Raw genomic sequence first — 25714 nt, forward strand, 5'->3', positions numbered from 1 at the left:
ACTCCCCATGGCAGGTGGTCGCGCATGCTTACGACGCTCGTAGCAAGCAGCAAGGGTGGTTGCGGCAAGTCGACGCTGGTCACCCAGCTCGCTTCCTACTGGTCACAGGCCGGCAAGCACGCGGCCATCATCGATGCGGACCGGCAACACTCCAGCCTGCGCTGGGCCGGCCGCCGCCCCGAGAACGTCCCGTCCGTCACCGCCATCGAAGGCAGCCGCAAGGCGTTCGACCGGCTATCGGACGATATCCAGCGGGTGATGATCGACATGCCCGCCGGCATGGATGAAAAGGACATGGAGCCGTACCTCGACAAGGCCGATGTCATCCTGGTCCCGGTGCTGCCCTCCACGTTCGATCTCGACGCGACGCTGGATTTTCTCAAGATCCTGCAAGGCATCCCCCGGGTAAAGCGTGGCAAGCTGCCCGTGGGCCTGGTGGGCAACCGCCTTAAGCCGTGGACCAACGCCAGCCAGCAGGCCATGGCCGAACTCGCCGAGCAGGCGCCGTTCCCCGTGGTGGCTGAATTGCGTGATTCGCAGGCTTACGTCTTGCTCACGGCGCTTGGTAAGGGCATCTTCGACTATCACTCGGAAAACGTACGCGGCCACCAGGACGACTGGGCGAAACTGCTCCGCTGGATCAAGCGAAGCACCTGACGTAAGGGCAACCGCGGCGACGGATCACGCCACACACCAGTGGCCTTAGCGGAGGGCGGTACCCATGCGTGAACTCATTCTCCTGCGCCATGCCGAAGCAGCACCCGGCGTGGATGGCAAAGACGACCGCGAGCGAAAACTCACCGAACACGGCAAGCGCGAAGCCCAGGCCGCCGGCCAGTGGCTGGCCGAACACCATGTGAAGTACGACCGGGTGCTGTGCTCACCCGCGCAGCGCACGAAGGAAACCGCCGCCCTCGCCCTGGGCCAGGTCGAGCCGGTTTTCGCCGAAGAGATTTACGACGCCACCCCGGGCGATCTGTACGAACTGCTCGATGAGCAGGGCGACGCCGAACGCGTGGTGCTGGTCGGTCATAATCCCGGCATCGAACAGCTGGTAGCTTTCCTCGTCGAGGGCCGCTCCGAGGATTACCGTGGCATGCCGCCGGGCGGCATGGCTCGCCTGTCGTTCGCTGGCGGGCTGCAGCCGGGTTCCGCCAAGCTCGAGACCTTCTGGTCCCCACCCAACTAGTTACCGCACGACGAGTTCCTGATGCGCCTCCTGTTGTCGGCGATCGCAATGTTTTTCCTGGCGTCGCCTGCGATCGCCGCCGACCTGCGTATCGACCCCGTCCGCTCGAAAGCCGAGTTCTCGGTGCGCCTGCTCTGGGTCACCTCGGTGACGGGCCACTTCGAGGGCATACGGGGCGACCTCACTACCGATCCGGCCACCGCCACCGCGGTGGTCCGGGCCGATATCGATACCGAGAGCATCAAGATGGAATCCGGCCGCCTGCGCCGCTGGGTGCTGGCGCCGGAATTCTTCGATGCGGAACACCACAAGAGCATCCACTTCGTCTCGCAACCTACCTCGCTGGCACTCCTCAGCCGGGGTGGCGATGTGGCAGGTGACCTCACCATCCGCGGCGTCACGCGCCCGGTCACCTTCCGCCTGATGGCCAACCGTTGCCCACCCGAGGCCATGGCCGGCTGCGTCCTGCAGTTGCAAGGCATCATCGATCGCACGGACTTCGGCATGCTCGGCCGCCGCGGCGCCCTGTCCGATCGGGTCACCCTGGGCATGGCCATCGTCATCGAGTCGATGTAAAGCCCTTCGGCCCCCGCGCGGCTCACGTGCCGTTGCGCCACGTCCCCTATCATGCGCGGCATGCGCCGCCTCCTCGTGTTACTCACCCTTGCCGCCACGCTGGCTACCGGCGGCTGCTCGCTTTCGGCGGCCCGCATCCAGAAAGCCGATGCCGTGGTGGCCCTTACGGTCGATCGCCAGCTCACCTGCACGCAGGCGGATCACTGCGCCCTGCCCTCGCCGCTGGTCGATGCGGCGCTGGAAGCGAACAGCGCCTCCACGCCCGACAAGCCCGTGCACGTGGCCACGCTGCTGGAAGATGGTGAAGCCGCCCTGGCCGCACGCATCAACCTGATCCGCGCGGCGCGGCAAAGCATCGACGTGCAGACCTATATCTGGGAGCAGGATGACGCCGGCAAGCTGGTGCTCGATGAACTGATCGCCGCCGCCCGGCGCGGGGTCAACGTGCGCATCGTGGCCGACCAGCTGTTCTCGTTCCGCGATCCGGGCCTGCTCGCCGGCCTGGCGCGCGCCAGCGATCACATGGCCATCCGCCTCTACAACCCCACGTTCTCCAGCGCGCGCACGCCGCCACTGGAATTCGCGGCCGGCATCATCTGCTGCTTCTTCCGCTTCAACCAGCGCATGCACAACAAGCTGATCGTGGTGGATGACCTGATCGGCATTACCGGCGGGCGCAACTACGAGGACCGCTACTTCGACTGGGACCCGGTGTTCGATTACGTCGACCGCGACGTGATGATTGGTGGTCCTGCCGCGAAGGCCATGGCCGTCAGCTTCGATCAGTTCTGGGATCACAAACGTTCGGTGCCGCTCACCCACCTGCGCGATGTGAACCGCGAGCTGGTCGCCGACACCGACGACCAGAAGAAGTGGGCGGTACCCAAGTACGACAACCCTGAGCGTGTTGCCGAGCTGCAAGCCCACGCCGAAGATCCAGCGTGGCTCGACGAACGGCTGGTGCGTGCCTCTCTGCGCCTGAACCGCGTGGAGTACCTCTCCGATCTTCCCGGCAAAACCGATAACCCAAAGCGTCGCGAGGCCCGCGCGCTGACCCGGCACATCATGGGCCTGGTGCGTAATGCCAAGAGCGAGATCGTGCTGCAGACGCCTTACCTGGTGATGAGCCGGCCGGCGAAGAAGATCTTCAGCACGCTGCACGACCAGCCCGACCCGCCGCGCGTGGTCGTCTCCACCAACTCCCTGGCCTCCACCGATGCGTTCGCGGTGTATGCCATGTCGTACAAGCACCGCAAACGCTACCTCACCGACTACGGCTTCGAGATCTACGAGATGAAGCCGCACCCGTCGAATGCCGACGCGGATGCGCTGGAAGGCCGTTCGGCCGCGATCGATACACCGCCCATCAACCGGCCGGTGGGGTCAGGCGGCGGTGGCCGCCGGCTCACCCGCGCCGAGCGCCAGCAGCTGGCCGCGGCTAACGGTCCTTCGGAAAGCACAGGCTTCCTCTCCGCCGGCCGGCGTTACGGCCCGAGTGCACGGCACCGCCCCGCGCCCTTGCTCACCGCCGGCGTGCGCTTTGGCCTGCACGCCAAATCCATCGTGGTCGATGACAACTTCTCGATGGTCGGCACGCACAACTTCGATCCGCGCTCGGACCACTACAACACCGAAGCTGGCGTGATCATTTACGACAAGCGCTTCGCCGATCGCCTGCGCGGCTCGATCATGCAGGACACCGAGCCCGGTAACGCGTGGGTCATCGGCCCGCGCGAGAAGAAGATCCCGGTGCTGTCGGAGATCAACGAATTCATCGGCGATGTCTCCGAGCGCCTGCCCTTCTTCGACCTGTGGCCGTTCCGCTACGCCACCAGCTACGACCTCAAGCCCGGCTGCATTCCCATGCGCTGGTCGGATCCGAAGTTCTTCGAATGCTACGAACCCGTCGGCGACTTCCCGGAAGTGGATGTGTCACTGAAGGTGATCTACACCCGCATGATCACGGCCTTCGGCTCCGCGTCCTCCGGCATCCTGTAAAAACCTGCCCAGATCATCTGTGGGATCGCATGTAGGAGCTCACCCTGTGAGCGACGCTGTTCGCGAAAGCGCCACAGGGCCTGTTGCCTTGTCGCGAAAGATGTCGCCCACAGGGTGGGCTCCTACCGGTGATGCGTTAGAGCGGGTCGGTGAGTTCGAAGCGGATCGGCAGGTCGGAGGTGTAGCGCGGCGCGCGGTCGGCGGCGGCGAAGCGCCAGTTCCGCACCGCTTCTTCCGCCGCATCATCCAGCGACGGATCGCCGCTGGAACGGCCGACGCTCACGGCGGTGACATCGCCATCGGGCGTCACGGTCACGCTCAGCACCACCTGCCCCTCGCGGTGCGCACGCAGCGCCTCCATCGGGTAGCGCGGTGACGGCATGTACACCGGCACCAGCGGCTCGGCCTTCGGGGCCGCAGGGGCGGCATCCGATGCCATCGCGGCCGGCCTGGCCACCTTCGCCGCGGCCGCGCGATGCATGGCGGATTCGGCGGCAAGATCCACCACCGCACGGGTACGCAGGCGCTCCGGCGGTGTCGCCGTCATCGGCCGGTCGCTCACCGTCTTCGGCATGAACGCCGGTGCCGAACCCGGCATCACCACTTCAGCCAGCCGGCGTGTCGCCGGCGCGCGCTCGTAGGTAAGCGCGGTAAGCCAGCTGGTGCCGGCAATACCGATAAGTAGCCCGAAGGCGCTGAGTGAGGTGCTGGTCCGGAATGCAAACATGCGGTGACGCTTAAGGTCGCTCGAGGATCGCCGTGACACCCATGCCACCGGCGGTGCAGATCGAGATCAGGCCGCGGCCCGAACCCTTCTGCTCCAGCATCTTTGCCAGGGTGGCGACAATGCGCGCACCCGTGGCCGCGAAGGGGTGCCCCGCGGCGAGACTGGAACCGTTGATGTTGAGCTTGGCCGGATCGATGGATCCCAGCGGGGCATCGAGGCCCAGCCGGTTACGGCAATAGTCTTCGCTTTCCCATGCACGCAGCGTGCAGAGCACCTGCGCCGCGAACGCCTCGTGGATCTCGTAGAAGTCGAAATCCTGCAGGGTGAGGCCATGGCGCTTGAGCATGCGCGGCACGGCCACGGTCGGCGCCATGAGCAGGCCTTCGCCGTGCACGAAATCGACCGCCGAGACTTCGGCATCCAGGAAATACGCCTGGATGGCGAGGCCACGCGCTGCGGCCCATTCGTCGCTGGCCAGCAACACGGCGGCCGCGCCGTCGGAAAGGCCGGTGGAATTGCCCGCAGTGAGCGTGCCCTGGCCGGAGGTCTTGTCGAACGCCGGCTTCAGCGACGAGAGCTTCTCCAGCGTGGAATCGGCGCGCAGGAAGCCATCGCGCTTCAGGCCACGGAACGGCACCACCAGGTCATCGAAGAAACCGGCGTCATACGCGGCGCCCAGCTTCTTGTGGCTGGCGAGCGCCAGCTCATCCTGCTCCACGCGGCCGATGTGCCATTCCTTGGCCATCATCTCGCAGTGGTCGCCCATGGACTTGCCCGTGCGCGGCTCGGCCACGCCCGGGAACGAGGGCTTCAGTTCCTTCAACGAGAAACCGCGCGTGGCGACCTGGAACTTCTCTTTCAAGGTCTTCGCACGGTTCAGCGCCAGCAGGCGCTTACGGAATTTCTGGCCGTAGACGATCGGCACATCGCTGGTGGTATCCGAGCCGCCGGCGATACCGGCCTCGATCTGCCCCGTGGCGATCTTGTTTGCAATGATGATCGCGTTATCGAGCGAGGTGCCGCAGGCGCGCGCAGTAGTAATGCCCGGGGTGGTGGGCGCCAGGCCGGAGGAAAGCACCGCCTCGCGGGCCACGTTCCAGTCCGAGGCGTGCTTGATCACCGCGCCCATGGCCACTTCGCCCAGCTCCACGCCGTGCAGGCCGTACTTCTCGACCAGCGAGCCCAGCACCTTGACCGACATGCCGAAGTTGCCGACCTCGGCGTACGCCGTGTTGTTGCGGCAGAAGGGAATGCGGACGCCACCGACCACACCCACGCGCTTTTGCGACTTTTCCATGCTCTAGGGACTGTCCGAAAACCAAAATAAGGAAGGGCCGACCGATAAACGATCGAAGCCAAAGGGATCGCGGACGCCGACGTTCGCCGACGAACCGGGTATCGGCAAGGCTAACCCGCATCACCTTCCAACGAAAGGGCAAAGGCGCCCAATGGTAGAATTGCGTTCCTTTGCCGTTGTGGAATTGCGTTGTGTCCGAGCCGCTGATCGCCTGCCCCGCCGTCCTGGCGCTGGAACTGGTCCCGGGCCAGGCCCCCGATCGCCTTGAGCTCACGCGCGATGAAGCCCAGGAACTGGCCGCCCTGATGGCGGAGGACCTGAAGGCCCTGCTGCCGGGCGTCGAGGCCTCGCGCTTCGCCGTGGCCGGCGCCCTGTTCGATGGCGTGGAGCTGCTGCGCCCGGGTTTTCCGGTGTACGCCACGCTCGATGAGCTGGCCAAGCGCATCCCCCGGGTCACCACCCAGGGCGGTGTCGTGGCCTTTGGCACCCACGAGGGCCACATGCCGGCCCAGCCGCTGGTGCCGGATCCGCGCTATGCCGGCGGCCCCATGCGGCTGGTGCCGTGGGTGCTGCTGGCCCCGGCCGAGCTTTCCGATGACCTCAGCCAGGCCATGGAGCGCGAGCTGGCCGCCAAGGGCGAGGCCGGCCCCCGGACGGCGGATTTCCTCATGCGCACCCTCGGCATCCGCCTGGAACACGCCCGCTACCTCACCCGCGACGACCTGCTGGCCCTCACCTGCGTCCAGTACGAGCACGTGAACCTGGCCCCGCTGTGGACCATGCTGGAAGCCGCCCTGCTCACCCCCTACCGCGATGAGACCGCCCTGGGCTCGCGCGGCCTGCCCCTGCACTACAGCGAGGGCCGGGTGAGCGTGCCGGGCATCGCCAGCTGGTTCGCTCGCGAAGGCAACCAGGGCAAGAACGCCGCCCACGAACTGGCCGGCACGCTGTTCGAGCTGCGCCAGTACGCCGCCCTGCTGGCCGCCCACCACGTGCCCCTGCACCTGGAAGGCGACCCGGCCTCCAGCGCTGGCTACCTGGTGGAAGCCGTCGCCGAGGCCGACCCGGCCCAGCCCGCGCCCCAGCTGTACGCCCACGAGGCGCCCGGCCTGGGCATGGCCGCCGTCACCGTGGCCCAGCCCGTTCCCGGCAAGGCCCGGGTGCTTGCGCACGGCTACCCCCTCGAGCCCAATGCCCTGGTCCCCCTGCTCGAAGCCCTGGCCACCCGCTACGGCACCGACCCCGAGCTTCACACCCTGGGCCGCATGCTGCTGGACGAACAAGGCGCCCTGACCGCCCCAGCCCCCGCCCTGCATTAAGCCCCGGTAGGAGCCCACCCTGTGGGCGACATCTTTCGCGATGAGGCGGCAGGATCTGTGGCTCTTTCGCGAACAGCGTCGCCCACAGGGTGGGCTCCTACACGTGGCGGTCATGTACGGCATTGCGCCAAGCCACTAGAGTGAGCCAACGCAACCCGGCTTTTCCTATGCCCCTCCCGGCTTCACCCGACGAGCTCTCGCCCACCGATTGGCCTACGTTCCTCCTGGAACGCGCACCGGCCATGCTGGCGTACGTCGGCACGGATAAGCGGCTGCGCTACGCCAGCCCGGCTTACCGCACGTGGATGGGTATCGGCGATGGCGACATCGAAGGCCGCAAGCTCGAAGAGCTGATCCCGCCCGACCTGTACCCCCGGATCGAACAAGGCGTGGCTGCAGCGTTGGCCGGCACGCCCGTCATCGCCGACCGCGAACTGCGCCGCGAAGACATGCACCGCTACGCGCAAGCCAGCTTCTCGCCCGATACCGATGAGCACGGCCATGTGCGCGGTGCCTTCGTCGTACTGGCCGATATCTCCGACCGCCGCGCCCTCGAAGCACGCCTGAAGGAAAGCGAACGGCGTTTCTCGCAAGCCTTTCGCCACGCCGCCATCGGCATGGCGCTGGTGTTGCCCGATGGCCGCTGGCTGCAGGTAAACGATGCGATCTGCGCGATGCTCGGTTACAGCGAAGCCGAACTACTGGCGCTGAGCTTCCAGGACATCACCCACCCGGATGACCTCGCCACCGACCTGGGCCTGCTACAGCAGGTACTCACCGGCGAGCGCGCGTCGTACCACATGGAGAAGCGCTACCTGCACCGCGACGGCCAGGTGGTGCATGCGCTACTCACCGTGTCGCTCGTCCGCGATGAACGCAGCGAGCCGCTGTACTTCGTTTCCCAGGTGCAGGACATCAGCGAGCGCAAGGCCTTCGAAGACGCGCTGTTCCGCGAGCGCGAGCTGGCCGAAGTCACGCTGAAATCCATCGGCGATGCCGTGATCACCACGGACCCCGACCTGCGCGTGACCTCGCTCAACCCCATCGCCGAGGCGATGACCGGCTGGGCCAGCCACGAAGCGGTGGGCCGCCCCATGGACGATATCTTCCAGCTGCGCGATCCGCTCACCCGCCGCCCCATCGCCAACCCGCTGCTCACCGCGGTGCAGAAGAACACCATCATCGGCCTCACCACCGATGCCATCCTCGTGCACCGCAACGGCTTCGACAGCCCGATCGAGGATTCCGCCGCACCGATCCATGACCACGCGGGCAACGTGGTCGGCGGTGTCGTGGTCTTCCACGACGTAAGCGAAACGCGTGCGCTCGCACTGAAGATGGCGCACCTGGCCCACCACGATACGCTCACCGGCCTTCCCAACCGCGCGCTTCTGCAATCGCGCATGGAGTTCGCCGTCACCGTGGCCACGCGGCGCAAACAACGCTGCGCGCTGCTGTTCGTCGACATCGATCACTTCAAGCAGATCAACGATACGCTCGGCCATGCGGCCGGCGATGCCTTGCTGCAGGAAGTGTCCCGGCGCATTCGTTCCGCCGTGCGCGCGGATGACACCGTGAGCCGCCTCGGCGGCGATGAGTTCGTGGTGCTGCTGCCGCACGTGGAAGATGCCACCGATGCCGCCGAAGTCGCCGAGAAGGTGCTGCAGGCGTGCAACGAAGCCATTGGCCTGGAAGCGTCGGCGCTGGCGATCAGTTTCAGCATCGGCATCAGCCTGTACCCGGATGACGCGTTCGATGCGGAATCCATGCTGCGCAACGCCGATACCGCCATGTACGAAGCGAAGATGCAGGGCCGCAACGGCTACCGCTTCTTCAACCCGAGCATGAACGAGCGCAACACCGCGCGCGTGCGTATCGAGGTGGAACTGCGCAAGGCACTCGCCCGCAACGAACTCAGCCTGCATTACCAGCCCAAGGTGGATGTGGACCTGGGCACCATCGTCGGTGCCGAAGCGCTGCTGCGCTGGCAGGTGGATGGCGAGGATGTGTACACGCCCGAGCAGTTCATCCCCGTGGCGGAAGATTGCGGGCTGATCGTGCCGATTGGCGAATGGGCGTTACGCGAAGCCTGCCGGCAGACCCAGGCGTGGGCCGCCGCGTACCGGCCCATCTCCGTGTCGGTGAACGTCTCGGCCCTGCAGTTCCAGCACACCCGCTTCTTCGAATCCATGCAGGCGATCCTGGTGGAAACCGGCCTGCACCCCACCCTGCTTGAACTGGAAGTCACCGAGCGCACGGTGATGGAAGGCGGCGACCACATCGCCGACCTGCTGCACCGGATCAAGGCCGAAGGCGTGGCGCTCAGCCTCGATGATTTCGGCACGGGCTATTGCAGCCTCTCGTACCTGAAGCACTTCCCGGTCGATACGCTGAAGATCGATCGCGCGTTCATCCGCGATGTGGCCTGGGATAACGACAGCGCCGCCATCGTCAGCGCGATCATCACGATGGGCAAAGGCATGAACAAGATGGTGCTCGCCGAAGGCGTGGAGAGCGTGGAACAAGCCACCTTCCTCGGCAACGCCGGCTGCACCCAGATGCAAGGCTTCCTCTTCGGCCGCGCCGTCCCTGCCCGCGATTTCGAAGAACGCATCGCGCAGATCGACACCGGCAACCCACGCGACCCCGTGTAGGAGCCCACCCTGTGGGCGACGCCGTCCGCGACGCCGCCCCAGGAATCAACGCCCCAACGGCGCCTCATACATAAAATAATGGCACCGCTCCATGCCCAGGCCGCTGTACGTCGCCTGCGCCCGCTCATTCTCGGTCTCAACGTACAACCGCAGGCCTACCGCACCCGCGCCTTCCGCCATGGCCTTCACATGGTGGTACATCGCCCGGAACACGCCCGCGCGTCGTGCTTCCTGCGCCACGTACACACTCTGCACCCACCAGAAATCCCCACAGCGCCAGTCACTCCACTCGTACGTGACCAGCAGGCAACCCACGCGCACGCCATCCAGCTCGGCGACCAGGTAGAAGCCACGCCGCGGCTCGTCGAACACCGCACGCACACCGCGACCGATGGTGTCCGGGTCCAGCCTCTTCTGTTCCGTCTCCCACGCCATCGCGATATTCCACGCGGCGATGTGGTCGGCGTCCTCAAGGGCCGCCCGTCTTACGTCAAGGCTCATCTCACACTTCCGTTGATGGCCGCCGCTTGCGCGACGCGCCGAGTTTTCGCGTAAGCGTATTACGGCCCACGCCCAACGCCATGGCTGCTTGCTGGCGGTGGCCATCGTTGGCGACCAGCGCGGCCTGCAGCAGGGTCTTGTCCATGGCCTCGCGGGCGCGGGAATGGATATCCGCCTCGCCCTGGGCCAAGGCATCCTGTGCCCACATGCGCAGCGCCTCGGTCCATTCGCCGGTGCGGCTGCCGCGGGCGGGCAGCGCGCCCAGGTCGGCCGCCTGGATCTCCAGGCCCGGTGCGATCACCGCCAGGCGGCGGCAGAGATTTTCCAGCTCGCGGACGTTGCCGGGGTAATCGCGCTGTTCAATTAGTTTCATGGCACCGCGCGAAAAGCGCTTCGCCGGCAGGTTCAGTTCCGCCGCGGCCTGGCTGAGGAAATGGCGGGCCAGCAACGGCACATCGCCGCGGCGCTCGCGCAACGACGGCAGCGGAATGCGCACCACATCGAGGCGATGCTTCAGGTCAGCTCGGAACAAACCCTGCGCGACACGCGATTCCAGATCCTGATGCGTCGCGGCGATGATGCGCACATTGCCGTGCATCAGCTCACGCCCACCCACGCGGTAGAACTCACCGCCAGCGAGCACGCGCAGCAGGCGCGTCTGCAGGCCGAGCGGCATGTCGCCGATTTCATCGAGGAACAGCGTGCCGCCATCGGCCTGTTCGAAGCGGCCGGCGACGCGACGCGTGGCGCCGGTGAACGCGCCGGCTTCGTGGCCGAACAGTTCGCTTTCGAGCAATTCGGCGGGGATGGCAGCGGTGTTCAAGGCGACGTAGGGCTTGCCGGCGCGGGCGCTTTCTTCGTGCAGCGCGCGGGCGACCAGTTCCTTGCCGGTGCCGGTTTCACCGGTGATCAGCACGTTGAGGTCGCTGGCGGCGACGCGGCCGATCAGGCGGAACACTTCGCGCATGGCGACACTTTCGCCGATCAGCGCGTGGGTATCGCCACGCTGCGGCGGGATGCTGATTTCTTCGTTCGCCGCCGCGAGGGCACGCTCGACCGTTTCCACCGCCTGGTCGAGATCGAACGGCTTGGCGAGGTAATCCGCCGCGCCGGCGCGGTACGCTGCGGCCGTGGTCGCCACGTCGGTAAACGCACTCATGACGATCACCGGGCCGATATTGCGCCGGGTGAGGTCTTCCAGCAGGCGCAGGCCGTTTTCTCCGGGCATGCGTACATCTGTCACCAGCAGCGCGGGGCGGCTTTCTTCCAACGCGGCACGCACCGCATCACCCGCGCTGAACTCGCGCACCGTGTGGCCGGCATCGCGCAAGGCTTCGGCCAATACGAAGCGCACACCACGGTCATCATCGGCAATCCAGATCTCACTCATGCGCACGCTCCATGGGGAGATAAAGGGAGAACACCGTATCGCCTGGTCGGCTCACATAACGCAGGTCACCACCGTGCTCCAGCGCGATCTCGCGCGAGAGGGCCAGGCCAAGGCCGGTGCCATCGGGGCGCCCGCTTACCAGGGGGTGGAACAGCACATCACGTAGTTCATCGGCCACGCCGGGGCCGTCGTCCATCACATCCACGCGCAGGGCGGCGCGGACGGTGCGCTCGCCCAGGCGGGCGCCATGCTCGATGCGGGTACGCAGGGTGATCTGCTGTGCACCGGCCTCGCCGGCATTGCGGGTGAGGTTGAGCAGCACCTGCAGCAGGCGGTCGTTGTCACCGGTGACATCGGGCAGGCTGGGGTCGTAGTCGTGGCGCACGCGCGGGGCACCGGGCTCGGCAGTGACCAGCCCTTCCAGCCGTTCCAGCAGCTCGTGGATATTCACCGGGCCGATGCGGGCGGTACCGCCGTGGCGCAGCAGGCCATCGGCCAGCGCGGCCAGCCGGTCGGCCTCGGCGATGACCATGGCGGCCAGCTGGCGCAGGTCGCCTTCGGCCAAACGACGCTCCAGCAGCTGCGCCGCACCACGCAGGCCGGCCAGGGGGTTCTTCACTTCGTGGGCGAACCCGCGAAGGGTGGCCGAGAGGGGGGTCTCCGAGCCGTGGAGGTCGGGCGCCAGGGCATGCACCTCGACCAGTACCTTGCCATTGCCGATGGGTTGCATGGCCAGGTCGGCCGTGACCTCCCGCCCCCGGGCCACCCCAAAGGTGACCCCACGGAGGTTGAAACCCCGGCCTTCGTCGAGGGTTCGCTCCAGCTGGCTGGCCAGCGCGGGCTCCCGCAGGAGCTGGGCCAGGGGCTGGCCTACGGCCGTCCGGGGCCCGACATCCAGCACCTCGCCCAGGGCGGGGTTGATCCAGAGGACGCGCAGGTCCGGCCCGACCACGGCGAGGCCGGTGCCTAGAAGCGTAAGAAGCTCAGCCTGTTCGGGTGCATGCATTGCACCAATCTAGGGAGGGTTTTGTTGCGGTGCAACTGGAGGGATTCCTAGGGGGTGTGAACGTGTTCTCAAGGTTGGGATTCGACCGTCAGTCCGTCAGGCGCCCGCACCCCGCGCAAAGGCAAAGCCAAAGTAGCGGTCGAGCGAGAGTTCCGGGTGAAAGGGGACGGTGCAGTGCCGGTGCGGATTTTCCCAACGATCCAGCAGCGTGTATCCGGCGTCAGTCAAACTTCCCAGGAAGTCACGCTCGGAGGTGACCCGGTATGGGCAGCACGTCACACCCATGTTCTGTACCGTGAAGTACGTTGTCGTCCCATGGACGGGCACCGAGTTCAGCAGCAGAAAGCGTGGTCGCCGCGGCAACGCTTCAACCGCATCCACCAGGGTGTATTCGAGATACTGAAGCGACCCGGCCGCGAACAGGATATCTGCGCCCAACGCTTCGGAAATGGAGGGCACGAAGGCAAGCGTTCGCCTTGCATCATGCGTGTCCGCCCATGCACGCCCTGCAGCGTTGACAGCGGGGACATCCTGGACTGTCCACGCGACGCCATCGGGATACTCGAGGTAACGCTGGTAGGCATAGTAAGCAATCCCGATGTGCCCACCCAGGTCGAAGACACTTCGCGCGCCTTGGCCGAAGAAACGCTCAAGCCAGTAGATCATCGGGTAGTCGTTGATGAAGACACGGCGCGTCCGGTCGCGATACATATCGGCGGCGCCAGCGTTGTCGTATCCGGCAGTCCGGCCCGCAGGGATGCTGGCCTTCGCCTCATCGAATGAGGCGTATACCCCTCTGTAGATGTGATGGGTAGGGGCAACGTGGGCCAGGAAGCGCCGTTCGTACCACGCATCCTGCCACCTGCGAACGAATGGAATACGGCTGGGTTTTCCTTGCCAGATCGGTGTCGCCTGAAGATCAGCCATGACACACCTCGCGGCCCGCCAGATGGATAGGTGGGACGGCGGCGGGTTACGCCATCCCACCGTCGGTTAGCGACTACCCTTCGGCATGCCGGGATGTGACGGGCCCCGCTGCGACCGCCTCCTGCGCCTTGTGCCGCCGAAGTATCAGGCCGCATAAGGCAGGCAAGACAAACAGGGTCAGCGCTGTGGCCGTAAGGAGGCCACCGATGACCACGGTCGCCAGTGGCTTCTGCACTTCAGCACCGGTCCCCGTGGCGATCGCCATGGGTACGAAACCAAGCGACGCGACCAACGCCGTCATGAGCACCGGACGCACGCGTTCCATCGCGCCGAGCTCCACCGCTTCATCCAGGCTGGCACCATCGGCCAGCCGTTTGCGAATGGCGGAAATCAGGACCAGGCCGTTCAACACAGCGACACCGGAGACCGCGATGAAGCCAATAGAGGCTGAGATAGAAAACGGAATGCCACGCAAGACCAGGGCAAACACACCGCCGGCCAGCGCCAGGGGCACGGCGGTAAGCACCGTTGCCGTCAGCAGGCCACTGCCGATGGCCATGTACAGCACGGCGGCGATCAGCACAAAGCACAACGGCACGATGATGGCGAGACGCCTGGACGCCGCCTGCAGGTTCTGGAACTGGCCACCCCATTCGATCCACGATCCGGTGGGCAAGGTGACCTGCGCCGTGATCGCCTTCTGGGCGTCGTCAACGAAACTACCCAGGTCACGGCCCACGACGTTGGCTTCGACGTAGATGCGTCGTTTGCCGTTGTCGCGCGTCACCTCGTTCAAGCCCTGGGTGAACCGGAATTCGACCAGCTCGCGCAGTGGTACCGAGCCGCGCACGCTCTTGTCATCGGGTGGCAGCATCACCGGCAAGGCACCCAGAATATCCAGGTTGTCGCGCTGCTCGCGCGGCAAGCGGACCACCACATCGAAGCGTCGATCGCCTTCGAAGATTTGCCCGGAAGGCCGACCCGCCAGCGCTGTCGAGATGGTGTCAGCCACCTCCTTCACGGTGAGGCCGTAGCGGGCAATGGCCGCCCGGTTGAAGGCGATGTCGAACGTGGGGAAGCCACCCGTAGACGGCACCCGGACGTCGGAAGCGCCGAGTATCTTGCGCAGCACCGCGGCCACCTTTTGCGCCGTCGCGGCCAGCTTGTCCAGGTCCTCACCGTAGATCTTCACGGCGACATCGCTGCGCACACCGCCGATCAACTCGTTGAAGCGCATTTCGATCGGCTGGGTGACATCGTAGTTGTTACCCACGATGACCGCTGTCTTCTGGCGGATGCGCTCGATGACCTGTTCCTTGGTGGTCACACCGTCCGGCCACTCGCTCTTCGGCTTCAGGATGATGTAGTTATCCGAGGCATTAGGCGGCATGGGATCGGCCGCGAGGCTGGCTGTACCCGCTTTCGAGTACACCGTCTTCACCTCGGGTAATGCCAGCACGGCGCGTTCCAGCGGCAGATCCATGGCCACGGACTGATCCACTGAAGTGGAGGGGATGCGCACCGACGACAGGTTGAGGTTCTGCTCGTCAAGCGTGGGCATGAACTCCCGGCCGACGAACGCGAAGGCGATACCCGCTGCGATGATCACGCCCGCGCCGGCCGCGATGAACGGCGTCGGACGGCGGATCGCGCGAATCAGCCACGGGTGGTACCGGTCCTTGGCCACCGCCACGACCTTGACGTCCTTTTCGGCGATCCTGCCCTTCAGCAGCACGGCCACCATCGCCGGCACGAAGGTCAGCGACAGCACGAAAGCCGACGCCAGCGCCAGCATCAAGGTGATGACCATGGGCGAAAACATCTTGCCCTCGACGCCCTGGAAGGTCAGGCAAGGCACGAACACCAGGAAGATCACCGCCTGGCCATAGATCGTGGGACGCACCATTTCGCGGGAGGATTCGAGGGTTTCCTCCAGCCGCTCCCGTAGCGTGAGTACACGGCCCTCGTGGTGTTGCCGCTCAGCCAGCCGACGCATCGCGTTCTCGACGATGATCACGGCGCCGTCGATGATGAGCCCGAAGTCCAGCGCGCCCAGGCTCATCAGGTTGCCCGAGATACCCAGCTGGTTCATGCCAATGGCGCTGATGAGCAGGGATAGCGGAATGACCAATGCCGCAATAACGGCCGCCCGCCAGTTGCCGAGCATGAAGAAGAGGATGGCGATGACCAGCAGCGCGCCCTCGCCGAGGTTGCGGACAACGGTGCTGATCGTGGCAACCACCAGCTGGGAGCGATCCAGGGTGGGCACGATCGTGATGCCAGGCGGGAGGGTCCTGGTGATCTCCTTGAGCTTATCGCCTACTGCGCTGGCCACGGTGCGGCTGTTGGCACCGACCAGCATCAGTGCACTACCCACCACCGTTTCCACACCATCGCGGCTGGCGGCGCCGGAGCGCAGTTCGCCACCTATGGTGACCTTCGCCACGTCGCCGACGGTGACCGGTACGCCGTCGCGGTTGGTCACCACGGCGCGAGCCAGTTCATCGGTCGAACGCAGCCGCGCATCGGCACGAACCAGGTATGCCTCGCCCGAGCGCTGGATGAAGTTGGCACCCACGGAAAGGTTGGCCGCCTCGAGTGCATCCGCCAGTTCGCTGTACGAGACGCCATACGCCGAAAGCCTGGCCGCATCCGGTTCGACAACGAATTCCTTGACGTACCCACCCAGGCTATCGACGTCCGCGACGCCAGCCGTCGTGCGTAGTTGGGGGCGCACGATCCAGTCCTGCACCGTGCGCAGGTAGGCCAGCCGCGATACATCGTCGGTCAGGCGGTCACCTTCGGCGGTAAGGAAGCTGCCATCCGGCTGCCAGCCGGGTTTGCCGGCGACCCTGGGCGCGTCCTTTCCGTTGGGATGCGTGTACTCGACGCTGTAGTGGAAGACTTCGCCCAGGCCCGTCGACACCGGCCCCATCTGCGGCTCGGCACCTTCGGGTAACTGCGGACGTGCCTGCGCCAGGCGCTCGGTCACCTGTTGGCGCATGAAGTACAGATCCGCGCTCTCCTTGAAGATCACGGTGACCTGGCTAAAGCCGTTGCGCGACATGGAGCGCGTGTTGTCGACGCCATTCAGGCCGGCCATCGCGGTTTCGATGGGATAGGTAACGCGCTTTTCGATTTCCACCGGGCTCAACGTCGGCACGACGGTGTTGATCTGCACCTGCTTGTTGGTGATGTCCGGCGTCACGTCGATCGGCAGCAGGTTGAGCTGCCATGCGCCGATCACCGCGACGACAAAGGTGATGAACAGGATGAGCCAACGCAGGCGGACAGCGCTGGAGAGGATGCGCTCGATCATTCTTCGTCGTCCCCGCCGCCCTTGTTCAACTCGGCCTTGACCAGGAAAGCGTTGCGCGTGGCGACCTGGTCGCCAGCCTTCACGCCCGAAAGGATCTCGGCCATGCCACCGCTACGCGTTCCAATCCGAACCGGCTGCGCACGAAAGCCCTCTTTGGTGCGCACGAACACGGCATCGTTGCCGTCAAGGTTTTGCACGGCCTCTTCGGGCACGGTGAGTGATTCACCACCGCCGGCATGCGCGACCAGGCGCACCTGCACGCCATCGCCGATCACCAGACCTTCGCCGCCTGCCGTCGGCGTGACGATGACGGTAGCGGCGCGAGTGATCCCATCGACGGTCGGGGTTACGCCGCGCACGGTGGCCGGTATGACGCGGCCGTCGGCGCGGACGATGGTCGCGGTGTCGCCCGCTTTCACCCGTGATGTGTCGGCCGCCCGCACCGAAGCTTCGATGCGCTTGCCCCTGGATGCCGCGATCCGATACATCGCCGTTTGCGGCGCCACGTACGCACCCAGGTTCACATCGGCAGCGGTGATCGTGCCGTCGATGGGACTGACGATGGCGATGTCGCCACTACCTTCCACATGAGCCGCGTTCGCTACCGTTCGCGCACGGTCGGCCTCCGCCTGCGCCGCGGTGAAGGCCGCTTCACTGGCCTCGGCTTCCTGCCGCGCGATCACGCCCTGGCGAAATAGGTCCGCATCGCGTGCCTGGGCCTTGCGAGCGAGTACCGCGCGGGCCTGCGCGGTGCGCAGGTCGGCGGCCATGCGAGCGCCGTCTTCACTTGCCACGCGGGCCAGTACGTCGCCGGCCTTTACCTGCTCGCCCAGCACGCGTTCGACACGGGTGACGTTACCGGCCGCGCGCGATACGACGGCGGCCTCACTGCCCGGCTCGGTCACGACGCTGCCCGGCGCGAGGAGTTCGGCGCCCACATTGCCGGCGACCACCGGCTCCACGGCGATATTTGCCGAGCGCACATACGCATCCGGGATCGTGACGGTCGACGACGATGTCTCTGCGGACGCCTCCGCTTTCGTGTCGGGCGGGCTAGCCGGTGCGCCGGGGGCCGACCAGCGCGCCGCCCCAAACCCAAGGGCAAGGGCGACGACACCGACACCAACGACCACGGGCCAGTTTGTCTTGCGTTCCACAGGGCTCATGCGTTCACTCTCCAAATGCGATTCGGCCGTTGGCGCGGGCGAACTCGGCCAGCGCGCGTACGCGCGCCAGGCGGGCATCCACCGTTGCCAGGCGTGCGTCGGTCAGCGCGCGCCGGGTAATGAGTAGTTCCAGAAGGGGCGTACGACCGGCTTCGTATCCAACCCGGCCCAGCCGGTACGCTTCCGCGGCCGCGGCTTCGCCGCCTTCGGCAGCGCTCAGGCGATCGGCACTGGCGGCCACCTGTGCCGCCGCCGCGCGCTGAGCGGCGGTGCTGTCGAGCCGTGCCGCGGCAAGGCGCGCATCAGCAGCGTCGAGGCGGGCCTGGGCTGCGGCGATGCCGCCGCGGTTCTGATCGAATAGCGGCACCGTCGCGCTGATGCCAACCACCAGGCCGCTGCCGTTATAACCACCGAAACGACGCGTGCCAGCGGTGACACCGAAGTCCGGCAGGCGCTTGCGTTGTTCCACTTTCACCTGCGCTATTTGCGCCGCACGCTCGGCTTCAGCAGTGGCCACGGCGAGGGAGTCACCTTCGCCCGCCACCGGCGTTGCCGGCGCGTCCAACAGCGACGTGGGGATGGCGGTGTAACTTTCCGGGGCGCCGACCAGGGCAGCGAGCCGCTCCAGGGCTTCGATAGCATCAGCCTTGGCCGCCGCCTCGACGGCCTGTGCGCCGCTCACACCCGCCTGGGCCTGTGCCTGGCGCAAGCTGGCTTCGCGGCCAGACGACACCAGTGCGGTTGCCGCGCGCAGATCGTCGCGGGCGCGGGCCACGTCCTCCATCGCCAGGTCGTGACGGCGAACCGACGCTTCGGCCACGGCGTAGGTCTCGGCCAACCGGGCGGAGAAATCCACTTCGGCCTGGCGTTGTCGGGCTTGCGCTGCATCCACGCCCCGCTCGCCTGCGGCGATGCGCGCACCGCGCTTGCCGAGCTCCAGCGGCACCGTCAGCGAATAGGTGATCTGCTGCTGGCTGACGCCACCCGGTGCCGGGGCGCTAAGGTTCTCGTCGAGCACATCGATGGTGGGGTTTTGCCATGCGCGTGCCTGGCGGGCATCGCCGCGCGCGGCATCGACCAGTGCCGATTGCTCCAGGAGCAAGGGCGCGCGCTCGAGGCTTTGCTGCAGCAAGGTGCGATATGCCGGCGCTTCCGCCGCATGCGCAGCGGGCACCGCGGCGAGCAGCACAAGCAACAGGCCGCGTTGAGTGGGGGTGGACATGAAAGCCGGGGGCCTCGCGGGAAAGGTCGAAACGGACCGTCCCTTTACCTACGCGGCTGCCCACGCCTTCCCCTCGGCCTACCGGCGCATGGGCTCACCCGGCGACGTACGGGCCCAGCTTGGCCCGGGCGCGGAGGACACGCCCCTCGATCGTCTTGAGGCTCACACCAAGCGTGGCTGCCGCCTCCACCTGCGAAAGACCAACGATGCCAATCAGGACGATGGCCTCGCGCAGATCCGGGGCCAGCTGCCCGAGTACGTGCGTGACGCGCTGCAATTCCCGCACGGCGTGTGATGCGCGGGCCGGATCGGCTGCCTCATCGGGTAACGCATGCGGTTCAAGTTGGTCTATCGGCGCAGCACCAAAGAGGAAATGGCGCACGCGACGAAACCGCTGAAGATCGCGCACTTTGTTTACGCCGATGCGCAGTAACCACGGGCGGAAGGCACGGCTACGGTCGAAGTCCGCCAGCGCCCGCCACGCTGCCACCAGGGTGTCCTGGACAATATCGTCCACATCGGTTTCGGGGACGCCCATGCCACGCGCCATCTGCTTGATGGCTGCGCTATGCGCGCGCACGCCCACGGCGAACGCTGCCGTATCGCCGGCGACGGCGGCAACAACCCAGCTGTCTGCGCCGTCCGTCACCGGGATCCGCGACGGAGGGCCTCAACGAGCACCTTGTCGTAGGCGTCGCGATGCTCAGGTTTGAGGCCCGCTCGCATCTCAAAGATGTGCTCCAGGGTGATGCGCTGCAGGTCTCCCGCCGCCTGTTCAACCTCCCGGCTCGCTGCTTCGACCTTAGGTGACCATTCCGGATCACTCGCGATGGCATTGGCCAGCTGGCCGTTGGCCACGCGCAGGCGCGCCTCGATCGCGGAGCGGCGCAAGACGAACTGGCGTTCCTTTTCATCCAGTTGCCGCTGCTCATCCGGGTCGAGTGGCACCGCCTTGTGCAAAAGCGCGTGCAACTCGGTTTGGTCGCCATGGAAGGCGTGCCAGCCCCACGCAAGCGCGAGCGCACCGGCCATGCCGATCAAGGCTCCTGCCAACGTCGCCAGCGGTAGTCGCATGCCCGGGTTCATCAGCGACCCACCAGCAACGCATACGGCGACAACGCGGACGGCGCCGCTACCCAGGTCGGTCGCTCCGGAGCAAATTCGGCACGGGCAAGCCAGCCGGCGCCACCAAAGGTGATGACGGCGGCCATCGCCGCACAAAGCACTGCCCGGCGCGCCTCACGGCGGCTGGCCCACGCCGCCGGCGTGCGCTCATGCGCCAGGCGCTCCATGAGCGCCATTTCCTCGCCCTGCACCGGCTGGGTCGGGTGCGTCACGCGCGAGGCGTTCGCCAGCCATTGGTCTACGGAGTTCATCAGGTTCTCCTGTCTGCTCTGCCTATACGCGGCCCGAGGGACTGTCCCCTCGGGTTCCACGATGGATATTTTCGATTTGCCGGATGCGGGGTGGACCGGTAGCGTGGTGATGATCCCGCCACGGCACGCCACATGTTCCTCGAAGTCCTCACCGACCGGACCTACCGCCATCTTTTCGCCGCCCAGGCCACTTCCCTGATCGGTACCGGGATGATGACCGTTGCACTGGGTTTGCTCGCCTATAACCTGGCGGGCGACCGGGCGACAGCGGTGCTCGGCACGGCGCTCGCGATCAAGATGGTCGCATACGTACTGGTCGCCCCCGTGGCTACCGCATGGACGGCCCGTTGGGCGCGCAAGCCGTTCTTGGTGAGCATGGACCTGGTGCGCGCAGCGCTGGTGCTTTGCCTGCCATTCGTGACCGCTATCTGGCAGATCTACGTGCTCACCGCGCTTGTGCAGATCTGCTCTGCCGCGTTCTCGCCAACCTTTCAGGCCACGATTCCGGATGTGCTCACGGACGAAGCGCAGTACACGCGGGCGCTTTCACTGTCGCGCCTCGCCTATGACCTGGAGAACTTGCTGAGCCCCCTGCTGGCGGCACTTCTATTGGGTGTCATTTCGTTCCGCGGACTGTTCGGGTTCACCCTCGCGGGGTTTGTCAGCTCTGCCATCCTGGTGATGACCGTCCCGATTCCCCGCCGCCGAAACGCCGCCGGACCGCGTGCGCCGGTTCTGCAGGGCATGCGCCGCTACCTGGCAACACCACGCCTGCGCGGCATGCTTGCGTTGAGCTTCGCCGAGGCGGCCGCCGGATCCCTGGTCATCGTCAACACGGTGATTTACGCCCACCGGTGGCTCGGCGGAAACGACCGGACGGTCGCATTCAGCATGGCGATCTTCGGTGGAGCCTCCATGATCGCGGCCCTGAGCTTGCCCAGGTTGCTTAACCGACTTGCCGATCGACACGTGATGCAGGGTGGCGCCTTCGTGGCAGCGGCCGGCCTGGTTGTTCTTGTCGCCGGTGCAGCATCCATACCCTCTTCGGCCCGGGAAGCGGTGCTCTGGATGTCGTGGGCACTGATCGGCGCCGGCTATGCGGCCATCCTCACACCTGGCGGACGATTGCTTCGCCGCTCGGCCGACGCCGAGGGTCGGCCAGCGCTATTCGCCGCCCAGTTCTCGCTGTCGCATGGGTGCTGGCTGGTGATGTATCCCATTGCGGGGTGGCTCGGAACGCTGGGCGGCCCGCTGCTGGGCGGCGCCGTCATGCTCGGCGTGGTGCTGGCATCGGTGGCACTGAGCGCACTGCTCTGGCCAGCGGCGGATCCGGACGTTGTCGCTCATAGTCATGACGACCTGCCGTCAGATCATCCGCATTTGGCCCAGGGGGAGCAGGTGGGAGACAGGAAGCATGCCCATCCCTTTGTTGTCGATGACTTGCACCCTACGTGGCCGAACATATAGCGCCGAGGTCGGATGGACGCAGACCAGAAAGTCGCGATTATTGAGGGCGACTCTCCCCAGATGAGCGCACTGCCGCTCGATCCAGCTGACGCCGACACCAGACATTCGAAGCGAGTTCCTGTCCTGGCGAGCTCCCCTCCGCGCCGTCGACGAGCGGCCGAACAAACGCGGCAAGCGCTAATGCCGTGAAAGCGGACCGAGGCATGTACGTTATTTGTTTGTTAATGCAAGGCGGGGGCGCGACACAACGTCGGCCATCGGCGCCCTGAGACTGGACGCGCAACAACTATGGGAATTTGCAGGCACCTACTTTGGGAATCGGTCCATACACAACGGATTCCCTAAGTTGCGACACCTGCGCCGACTATGGGACTCACTCGACGATGTGGTGCGAGCGGACATGGGCCAGGTAGGGAAGCTCGCTATTTGGCATGGCCCTTCGTAAATCTGCTAGCGCTTTAGAGTATTCGCTCCTGAATCGACTGAAGCTGTGTCCCCATCCATAGGGCTGTACGGCCCAGCGTTTGCTCTCCCATCCACAGTCGATGAAGTCCGATGCCGCACAAATGAACTCCAGCACATCGGTCAAGAAGGGAAGAAATGCTTCTACGTCCGCAAAGTTGATGTCGTCAGAGTTTCCGTGCACGAAGAAGTTCCGGCACTTCACTGCGATGGAGGCTGGGAATTGGAGCTCAGGAAACTGATGGCTAGCGACGCTTCAACGACCGATGCGCGGTAAGCAGCCTTCTTCGACAACGACTGCTTACCGAGTCTACCAAGCGCGCCCAGAGCACCATTTCTGTCGACGTCGGCTGGAATTTCACGAAATAATGCGCGGCATTGATTCTTTGCTTCCGCCAGCTCGCTAGTCAATTCTGTTGCAAGGGGCGTCGCATGAGCGGCGAAATATCAAACATACGCGCAGCAGCGACTAGCCTATCGACATCATATCTATTGCTCTTCTGCAGGCAGACAATGTACCTGCTACATGCTGTCCGCCATCCCTCGTGCCGAGCAATTCAGCGATCGAGAACTGTTTCGAATCCTTCGCGATGTTGTCATGGATCGATTGGAATCTCTGAAGGATGAGGCGTGTCTAGGCTACGTTTCGGCGATCTCCACCTGTAGCTACGATAAATACTTAGAGGTTGAGCTGCATCTCTGATGCCTTCATTTACATCAGCGAAGATTCTAGAAATCCCCTGGGCACGACCTGCTGCCATGGACAGAAAGGTCGCAACTACGTGCATCCCGTCTAGCGCATCCTGGAAGGAGGCCGGAGTACCAAGATCGATAGAGATCAAGATTCTGCTCTTGATGAAGACGCCTTCCGGACCGCCAATGTTGTAACTCGGCTGATGACTGACGCTAACCTCACCGATAGCACTATCTACCCTTGCATTGAAGTCTTACCGGTGAAGTAAGCAATTTGCGGGGAATCGCCTCGTTCGACAGACCTCATACCCCGGCGTTCTTACAAGACGGCATCGATTAGCGTCTTCGCAACGATAAGATGACTGAAGGCGTCAAAATCGTAAAAAGGCTTCGCCGAATCTGTTACGCAGAACCGAATGGATCGAATGAGCGACATCCCAGGGTCGAAGTGAACTCGCCCAACCGCGGCATAGTGGGGAAATATATCTGCGTGGTAGCGGCTAGGTTCATCCTTGAGGTGTGTGCGAGATGCACATGGACTGTGACAGTCAATCAGTGTGACTCGCTCGCCTTTTACCGATGTGCCAACGATATGGCTAGACCGGGATAACGAATCCAAGCTAGCATCGAAATGGAGCTGAAGGATCGTGTTTCGACCCTTTAGGCGAAGCTCGCCGACGGCCGACGTGCCGTCGTGGGCGGAAAAGGATCCGAGAATATTGTCTTTCCAGATCTAAGCCTTCACGCTTCTTGTCCACTTACCTTGGTCCTTAGGTTGAGTTGGTTGAGCGAATGCATTTCGTCCGCACGCCAAATTGCTCGACTTTCCGATCTATTCATTTGCGTCTACGCTGGATTTTCTTCGCGTGCCGATGGATCGGGTGATTTCCGCGACGATGTTTGACTTCCTTGTAAAGGACATGGGAAATCCTGGAACCTTCAACACCTTGCTGTTGAGGTCGATCTCGATCTTGTCGTTGGATGCTGTGAAGCTGAATATCGCTTCCGGTCGATCTGGCGCATTTCCTATGCTGGCTACAAGGTCTTCGCCGCGTTCCCCGTTCTGAAATCTTGCGAGGATAGGCACTGCGACCCGCAGAAGCGTATCCTGTAATGAGTCGGCCTCAACGATCGACGGGACCGCTGCCACTGTAGTGAGGCAGCGGACGATGTCATCGAAGTGCGCGCTAACTTCTTCGACGCTCCGCCCCCCAAGGCTGGATGCTTCAGTTGCCGCCGAAAGGACCTTCTCTGACGACGCGATATTCGCGTAGTAGGATTCAATTGTTCCCTTCCTGAGGACGAAGCATCCCTGGGACTCGAGAAGGTCAAGAAGTAGCGTCAGACGCGCTTTTATCTTCTGCCATGCCCCGTCACTGCTGAGACAGCTTAACGAATCGTTCTGGCATTGAAACAGCGTTGAGAATGTCGCGCGTAGCTTGGGCGTGAGGTCATCATCTTGGCTGCTTCGAGCACTCCAGTAAGGATGCTTGACGGCGAGACTCTCAATCTCGTGCCAGCGATTTTGCACCAGCTTCGAGAATGCGTCATATACCTGCTTAGAGAAGTGTATCGCGCTCTCTTGGCCGAGTTTCGAGTTCGCGAACTCTACGGCGGATGGCGTATGCAAGAATGAATTCACCGTGGATAACCCATCAGCAATGCCATCGGCGTCCAGAAGAATCGCAGGATTCTTTCCGAGCAACCGAAAAAGCTTCGAGACTAAGGGGAACTCACCCTTTCCTATCACGGGAACGATTTGTACGCCTGCGGCTTCAAGCGGCAGGTCGAGCCTTCCCGAGAGTGCGCCACAAATGATTGCATCCGAGGGTCCTTCAACCAGAAGCGGACGGTTGGCGAAGAATGCAGACTTATGTTCGTGGCCTAGCCGTGCCGCAAGTCCGTACATTTTTTTTGAGAGAAGTTCGGGCGTTTCGGGGTTGATTTGAATGGGCTGCTTGCTGAGCGCTTGGCACAATACGATTGTCGTGAGATCGAGCGGAGTATTTATCTTCACGAACTCGGTCGAATGTGTGCAAAGGACGATGATTTTTTTGTAGCTCGCGTCGTCCGGAGCACCCGAAGCTTCCTCGATTTCGCGGCGAAGGAACGATTGTAATTGGGGGTGGAGCGATACTTCGGGCTCGTCGAGCAGTAGTGCGCCTACGTCATCATCGTAAATGGCAGCTAGGATACCGACTAGATGAATAAGGCCCGACGCCTCGCGACCGGAGGTGTACTTAGCTTCGGTGCTTCCTTCGCTTGTGAACTGCACCCGAAGCGTGCCTTGCTGCCATTCGATACTAATGTCTCGACGGAATAGCTTTCTTAGGCGTTCGCGCACCTTAATAAGAATGTCTGGTCTCACTGCGAGGGTGTAAAAGTCGCCAGAAAGGGTTTCCTGCAAGTGCCGTAGATTCGCTTC

Annotated in this window: 22 protein-coding genes; 7 read left to right on the plus strand and 15 right to left on the minus strand. The window is 64.4% G+C overall.

Annotated elements, in window-relative coordinates:
• Positions 1 to 24 precede the first annotated feature (24 nt).
• From L2Y97_RS21130 to L2Y97_RS21145, 4 genes are all read left to right on the plus strand, one after another.
• Positions 25 to 657: a ParA family protein gene (locus L2Y97_RS21130; RefSeq protein WP_247430642.1), complete on the plus strand. Its 633-nt coding sequence runs from the start codon at positions 25 to 27 to the stop codon at positions 655 to 657.
• Positions 658 to 721: 64 nt separating this feature from the next.
• On the plus strand, positions 722 to 1189 hold the full coding sequence (locus L2Y97_RS21135; protein ID WP_247430644.1) for a SixA phosphatase family protein: 468 nt from the start codon (positions 722 to 724) through the stop codon (positions 1187 to 1189).
• A 21-nt stretch (positions 1190 to 1210) separates the two neighbouring features.
• A complete protein-coding gene (locus L2Y97_RS21140) occupies positions 1211 to 1765 on the plus strand; it encodes a YceI family protein (protein ID WP_247430647.1) in 555 nt (184 codons plus the stop codon).
• A 60-nt stretch (positions 1766 to 1825) separates the two neighbouring features.
• On the plus strand, positions 1826 to 3763 hold the full coding sequence (locus tag L2Y97_RS21145; protein ID WP_343218381.1) for a phospholipase D family protein: 1938 nt from the start codon (positions 1826 to 1828) through the stop codon (positions 3761 to 3763).
• 136 nt (positions 3764 to 3899) lie between these two features.
• On the opposite strand, the gene L2Y97_RS21150 is transcribed toward L2Y97_RS21145, so the two are convergent.
• Both L2Y97_RS21150 and L2Y97_RS21155 read right to left on the minus strand, forming a co-directional pair.
• Complete coding sequence (locus tag L2Y97_RS21150; RefSeq protein ID WP_247430653.1) at positions 3900 to 4490, minus strand: energy transducer TonB; 591 nt, start codon at positions 4488 to 4490, stop codon at positions 3900 to 3902.
• Between the two features lie 10 nt (positions 4491 to 4500).
• Complete coding sequence (locus tag L2Y97_RS21155; RefSeq protein WP_247430656.1) at positions 4501 to 5787, minus strand: acetyl-CoA C-acetyltransferase; 1287 nt, start codon at positions 5785 to 5787, stop codon at positions 4501 to 4503.
• Between the two features lie 191 nt (positions 5788 to 5978).
• Here L2Y97_RS21155 and L2Y97_RS21160 point away from each other — a divergent pair, with 191 nt between their 5' ends.
• Together L2Y97_RS21160 and L2Y97_RS21165 are read left to right on the plus strand one after the other, a co-directional pair.
• Positions 5979 to 7106 carry a hypothetical protein gene (locus tag L2Y97_RS21160; RefSeq protein WP_247430659.1) on the plus strand — a complete coding sequence of 376 codons (1128 nt, stop codon included), beginning with the start codon at positions 5979 to 5981 and terminating at the stop codon, positions 7104 to 7106.
• 167 nt (positions 7107 to 7273) lie between these two features.
• Positions 7274 to 9760, plus strand: coding sequence for a sensor domain-containing protein (locus tag L2Y97_RS21165; RefSeq protein ID WP_247430662.1), 2487 nt, complete (start codon positions 7274 to 7276; stop codon positions 9758 to 9760).
• A 45-nt stretch (positions 9761 to 9805) separates the two neighbouring features.
• Here the strand turns inward: L2Y97_RS21165 and L2Y97_RS21170 are convergent, their stop codons facing one another.
• The 10 genes from L2Y97_RS21170 to L2Y97_RS21215 form a co-directional block, all read right to left on the minus strand.
• Complete coding sequence (locus L2Y97_RS21170) at positions 9806 to 10261, minus strand: GNAT family N-acetyltransferase (RefSeq protein ID WP_247430663.1); 456 nt, start codon at positions 10259 to 10261, stop codon at positions 9806 to 9808.
• Between the two features lies 1 nt (position 10262).
• Positions 10263 to 11651, minus strand: coding sequence for a nitrogen regulation protein NR(I) (gene ntrC / locus L2Y97_RS21175; protein WP_247430665.1), 1389 nt, complete (start codon positions 11649 to 11651; stop codon positions 10263 to 10265).
• A complete protein-coding gene (locus L2Y97_RS21180; protein ID WP_247430667.1) occupies positions 11644 to 12657 on the minus strand; it encodes a two-component system sensor histidine kinase NtrB in 1014 nt (337 codons plus the stop codon). The genes ntrC and L2Y97_RS21180 overlap by 8 nt, the downstream gene beginning before the upstream one ends.
• Positions 12658 to 12753: 96 nt before the next feature.
• Positions 12754 to 13584 carry a TIGR04325 family methyltransferase gene (locus tag L2Y97_RS21185; protein ID WP_247430669.1) on the minus strand — a complete coding sequence of 277 codons (831 nt, stop codon included), beginning with the start codon at positions 13582 to 13584 and terminating at the stop codon, positions 12754 to 12756.
• Positions 13585 to 13657: 73 nt separating this feature from the next.
• Positions 13658 to 16903, minus strand: a complete 3246-nt coding sequence (locus L2Y97_RS21190; RefSeq protein ID WP_247430672.1) for a CusA/CzcA family heavy metal efflux RND transporter — start codon at positions 16901 to 16903, stop codon at positions 13658 to 13660.
• Positions 16900 to 18069: an efflux RND transporter periplasmic adaptor subunit gene (locus L2Y97_RS21195; protein WP_247430674.1), complete on the minus strand. Its 1170-nt coding sequence runs from the start codon at positions 18067 to 18069 to the stop codon at positions 16900 to 16902. Before L2Y97_RS21195 ends, L2Y97_RS21190 begins: the two co-directional genes overlap by 4 nt.
• A gap of 4 nt (positions 18070 to 18073) precedes the next feature.
• Positions 18074 to 19291 carry a TolC family protein gene (locus L2Y97_RS21200; RefSeq protein ID WP_247430677.1) on the minus strand — a complete coding sequence of 406 codons (1218 nt, stop codon included), beginning with the start codon at positions 19289 to 19291 and terminating at the stop codon, positions 18074 to 18076.
• Positions 19292 to 19385: 94 nt separating this feature from the next.
• Positions 19386 to 19940 carry an RNA polymerase sigma factor gene (locus tag L2Y97_RS21205; RefSeq protein ID WP_247430679.1) on the minus strand — a complete coding sequence of 185 codons (555 nt, stop codon included), beginning with the start codon at positions 19938 to 19940 and terminating at the stop codon, positions 19386 to 19388.
• Complete coding sequence (locus tag L2Y97_RS21210; protein WP_247430681.1) at positions 19937 to 20377, minus strand: periplasmic heavy metal sensor; 441 nt, start codon at positions 20375 to 20377, stop codon at positions 19937 to 19939. The genes L2Y97_RS21205 and L2Y97_RS21210 overlap by 4 nt, the downstream gene beginning before the upstream one ends.
• Positions 20377 to 20667, minus strand: coding sequence for a CnrY/NccY family anti-sigma factor (locus L2Y97_RS21215; RefSeq protein WP_247430683.1), 291 nt, complete (start codon positions 20665 to 20667; stop codon positions 20377 to 20379). The genes L2Y97_RS21210 and L2Y97_RS21215 overlap by 1 nt, the downstream gene beginning before the upstream one ends.
• Before the next feature lie 132 nt (positions 20668 to 20799).
• On the opposite strand from L2Y97_RS21215, the gene L2Y97_RS21220 reads away from it, so the two are divergent.
• Entirely contained in the window at positions 20800 to 22134 is a 1335-nt protein-coding gene (locus L2Y97_RS21220) for an MFS transporter (RefSeq protein ID WP_247430686.1), read from the plus strand.
• Between the two features lie 1058 nt (positions 22135 to 23192).
• Here L2Y97_RS21220 and L2Y97_RS22585 read toward each other — a convergent pair.
• The 3 genes from L2Y97_RS22585 to L2Y97_RS21225 all read right to left on the minus strand — a co-directional run bounded on the left by L2Y97_RS22585 (position 23193) and on the right by L2Y97_RS21225 (position 25696).
• Positions 23193 to 23516, minus strand: coding sequence for an ApeA N-terminal domain 1-containing protein (locus tag L2Y97_RS22585; RefSeq protein WP_425492865.1), 324 nt, complete (start codon positions 23514 to 23516; stop codon positions 23193 to 23195).
• Positions 23517 to 23608: 92 nt separating this feature from the next.
• Positions 23609 to 24022, minus strand: a complete 414-nt coding sequence (locus L2Y97_RS22590) for an ApeA N-terminal domain 1-containing protein (RefSeq protein ID WP_425492866.1) — start codon at positions 24020 to 24022, stop codon at positions 23609 to 23611.
• Between the two features lie 99 nt (positions 24023 to 24121).
• Positions 24122 to 25696 carry an ATP-dependent nuclease gene (locus L2Y97_RS21225; RefSeq protein ID WP_247430689.1) on the minus strand — a complete coding sequence of 525 codons (1575 nt, stop codon included), beginning with the start codon at positions 25694 to 25696 and terminating at the stop codon, positions 24122 to 24124.
• Positions 25697 to 25714 lie beyond the last annotated feature (18 nt).

Origin of the sequence: Luteibacter aegosomatissinici (genome assembly GCF_023078495.1) — a bacterium.
In the GTDB taxonomy this organism is placed as follows: Bacteria; Pseudomonadota; Gammaproteobacteria; order Xanthomonadales; family Rhodanobacteraceae; genus Luteibacter; species Luteibacter aegosomatissinici.

Bases quoted from the DNA above. Each gene is read 5' to 3' on its own strand.
- L2Y97_RS21185 (WP_247430669.1), bottom strand. From the start codon at position 13,584: ATGGCTGATCTTCAGGCGACACCGATCTGGCAAGGAAAACCCAGCCGT.
- L2Y97_RS21135 (WP_247430644.1), top strand. From the start codon at position 722: ATGCGTGAACTCATTCTCCTGCGCCATGCCGAAGCAGCACCCGGCGTG.
- L2Y97_RS21165 (WP_247430662.1), top strand. From the start codon at position 7,274: ATGCCCCTCCCGGCTTCACCCGACGAGCTCTCGCCCACCGATTGGCCT.
- L2Y97_RS21195 (WP_247430674.1), bottom strand. From the start codon at position 18,069: ATGAGCCCTGTGGAACGCAAGACAAACTGGCCCGTGGTCGTTGGTGTC.
- L2Y97_RS21150 (WP_247430653.1), bottom strand. From the start codon at position 4,490: ATGTTTGCATTCCGGACCAGCACCTCACTCAGCGCCTTCGGGCTACTT.
- L2Y97_RS21170 (WP_247430663.1), bottom strand. From the start codon at position 10,261: ATGAGCCTTGACGTAAGACGGGCGGCCCTTGAGGACGCCGACCACATC.
- L2Y97_RS21180 (WP_247430667.1), bottom strand. From the start codon at position 12,657: ATGCATGCACCCGAACAGGCTGAGCTTCTTACGCTTCTAGGCACCGGC.
- L2Y97_RS21220 (WP_247430686.1), top strand. From the start codon at position 20,800: ATGTTCCTCGAAGTCCTCACCGACCGGACCTACCGCCATCTTTTCGCC.
- L2Y97_RS21190 (WP_247430672.1), bottom strand. From the start codon at position 16,903: ATGATCGAGCGCATCCTCTCCAGCGCTGTCCGCCTGCGTTGGCTCATC.
- L2Y97_RS21140 (WP_247430647.1), top strand. From the start codon at position 1,211: ATGCGCCTCCTGTTGTCGGCGATCGCAATGTTTTTCCTGGCGTCGCCT.
- ntrC (WP_247430665.1), bottom strand. From the start codon at position 11,651: ATGAGTGAGATCTGGATTGCCGATGATGACCGTGGTGTGCGCTTCGTA.
- L2Y97_RS21155 (WP_247430656.1), bottom strand. From the start codon at position 5,787: ATGGAAAAGTCGCAAAAGCGCGTGGGTGTGGTCGGTGGCGTCCGCATT.
- L2Y97_RS21210 (WP_247430681.1), bottom strand. From the start codon at position 20,377: ATGAACCCGGGCATGCGACTACCGCTGGCGACGTTGGCAGGAGCCTTG.
- L2Y97_RS21130 (WP_247430642.1), top strand. From the start codon at position 25: ATGCTTACGACGCTCGTAGCAAGCAGCAAGGGTGGTTGCGGCAAGTCG.
- L2Y97_RS21145 (WP_343218381.1), top strand. From the start codon at position 1,826: ATGCGCCGCCTCCTCGTGTTACTCACCCTTGCCGCCACGCTGGCTACC.
- L2Y97_RS21200 (WP_247430677.1), bottom strand. From the start codon at position 19,291: ATGTCCACCCCCACTCAACGCGGCCTGTTGCTTGTGCTGCTCGCCGCG.
- L2Y97_RS21215 (WP_247430683.1), bottom strand. From the start codon at position 20,667: ATGAACTCCGTAGACCAATGGCTGGCGAACGCCTCGCGCGTGACGCAC.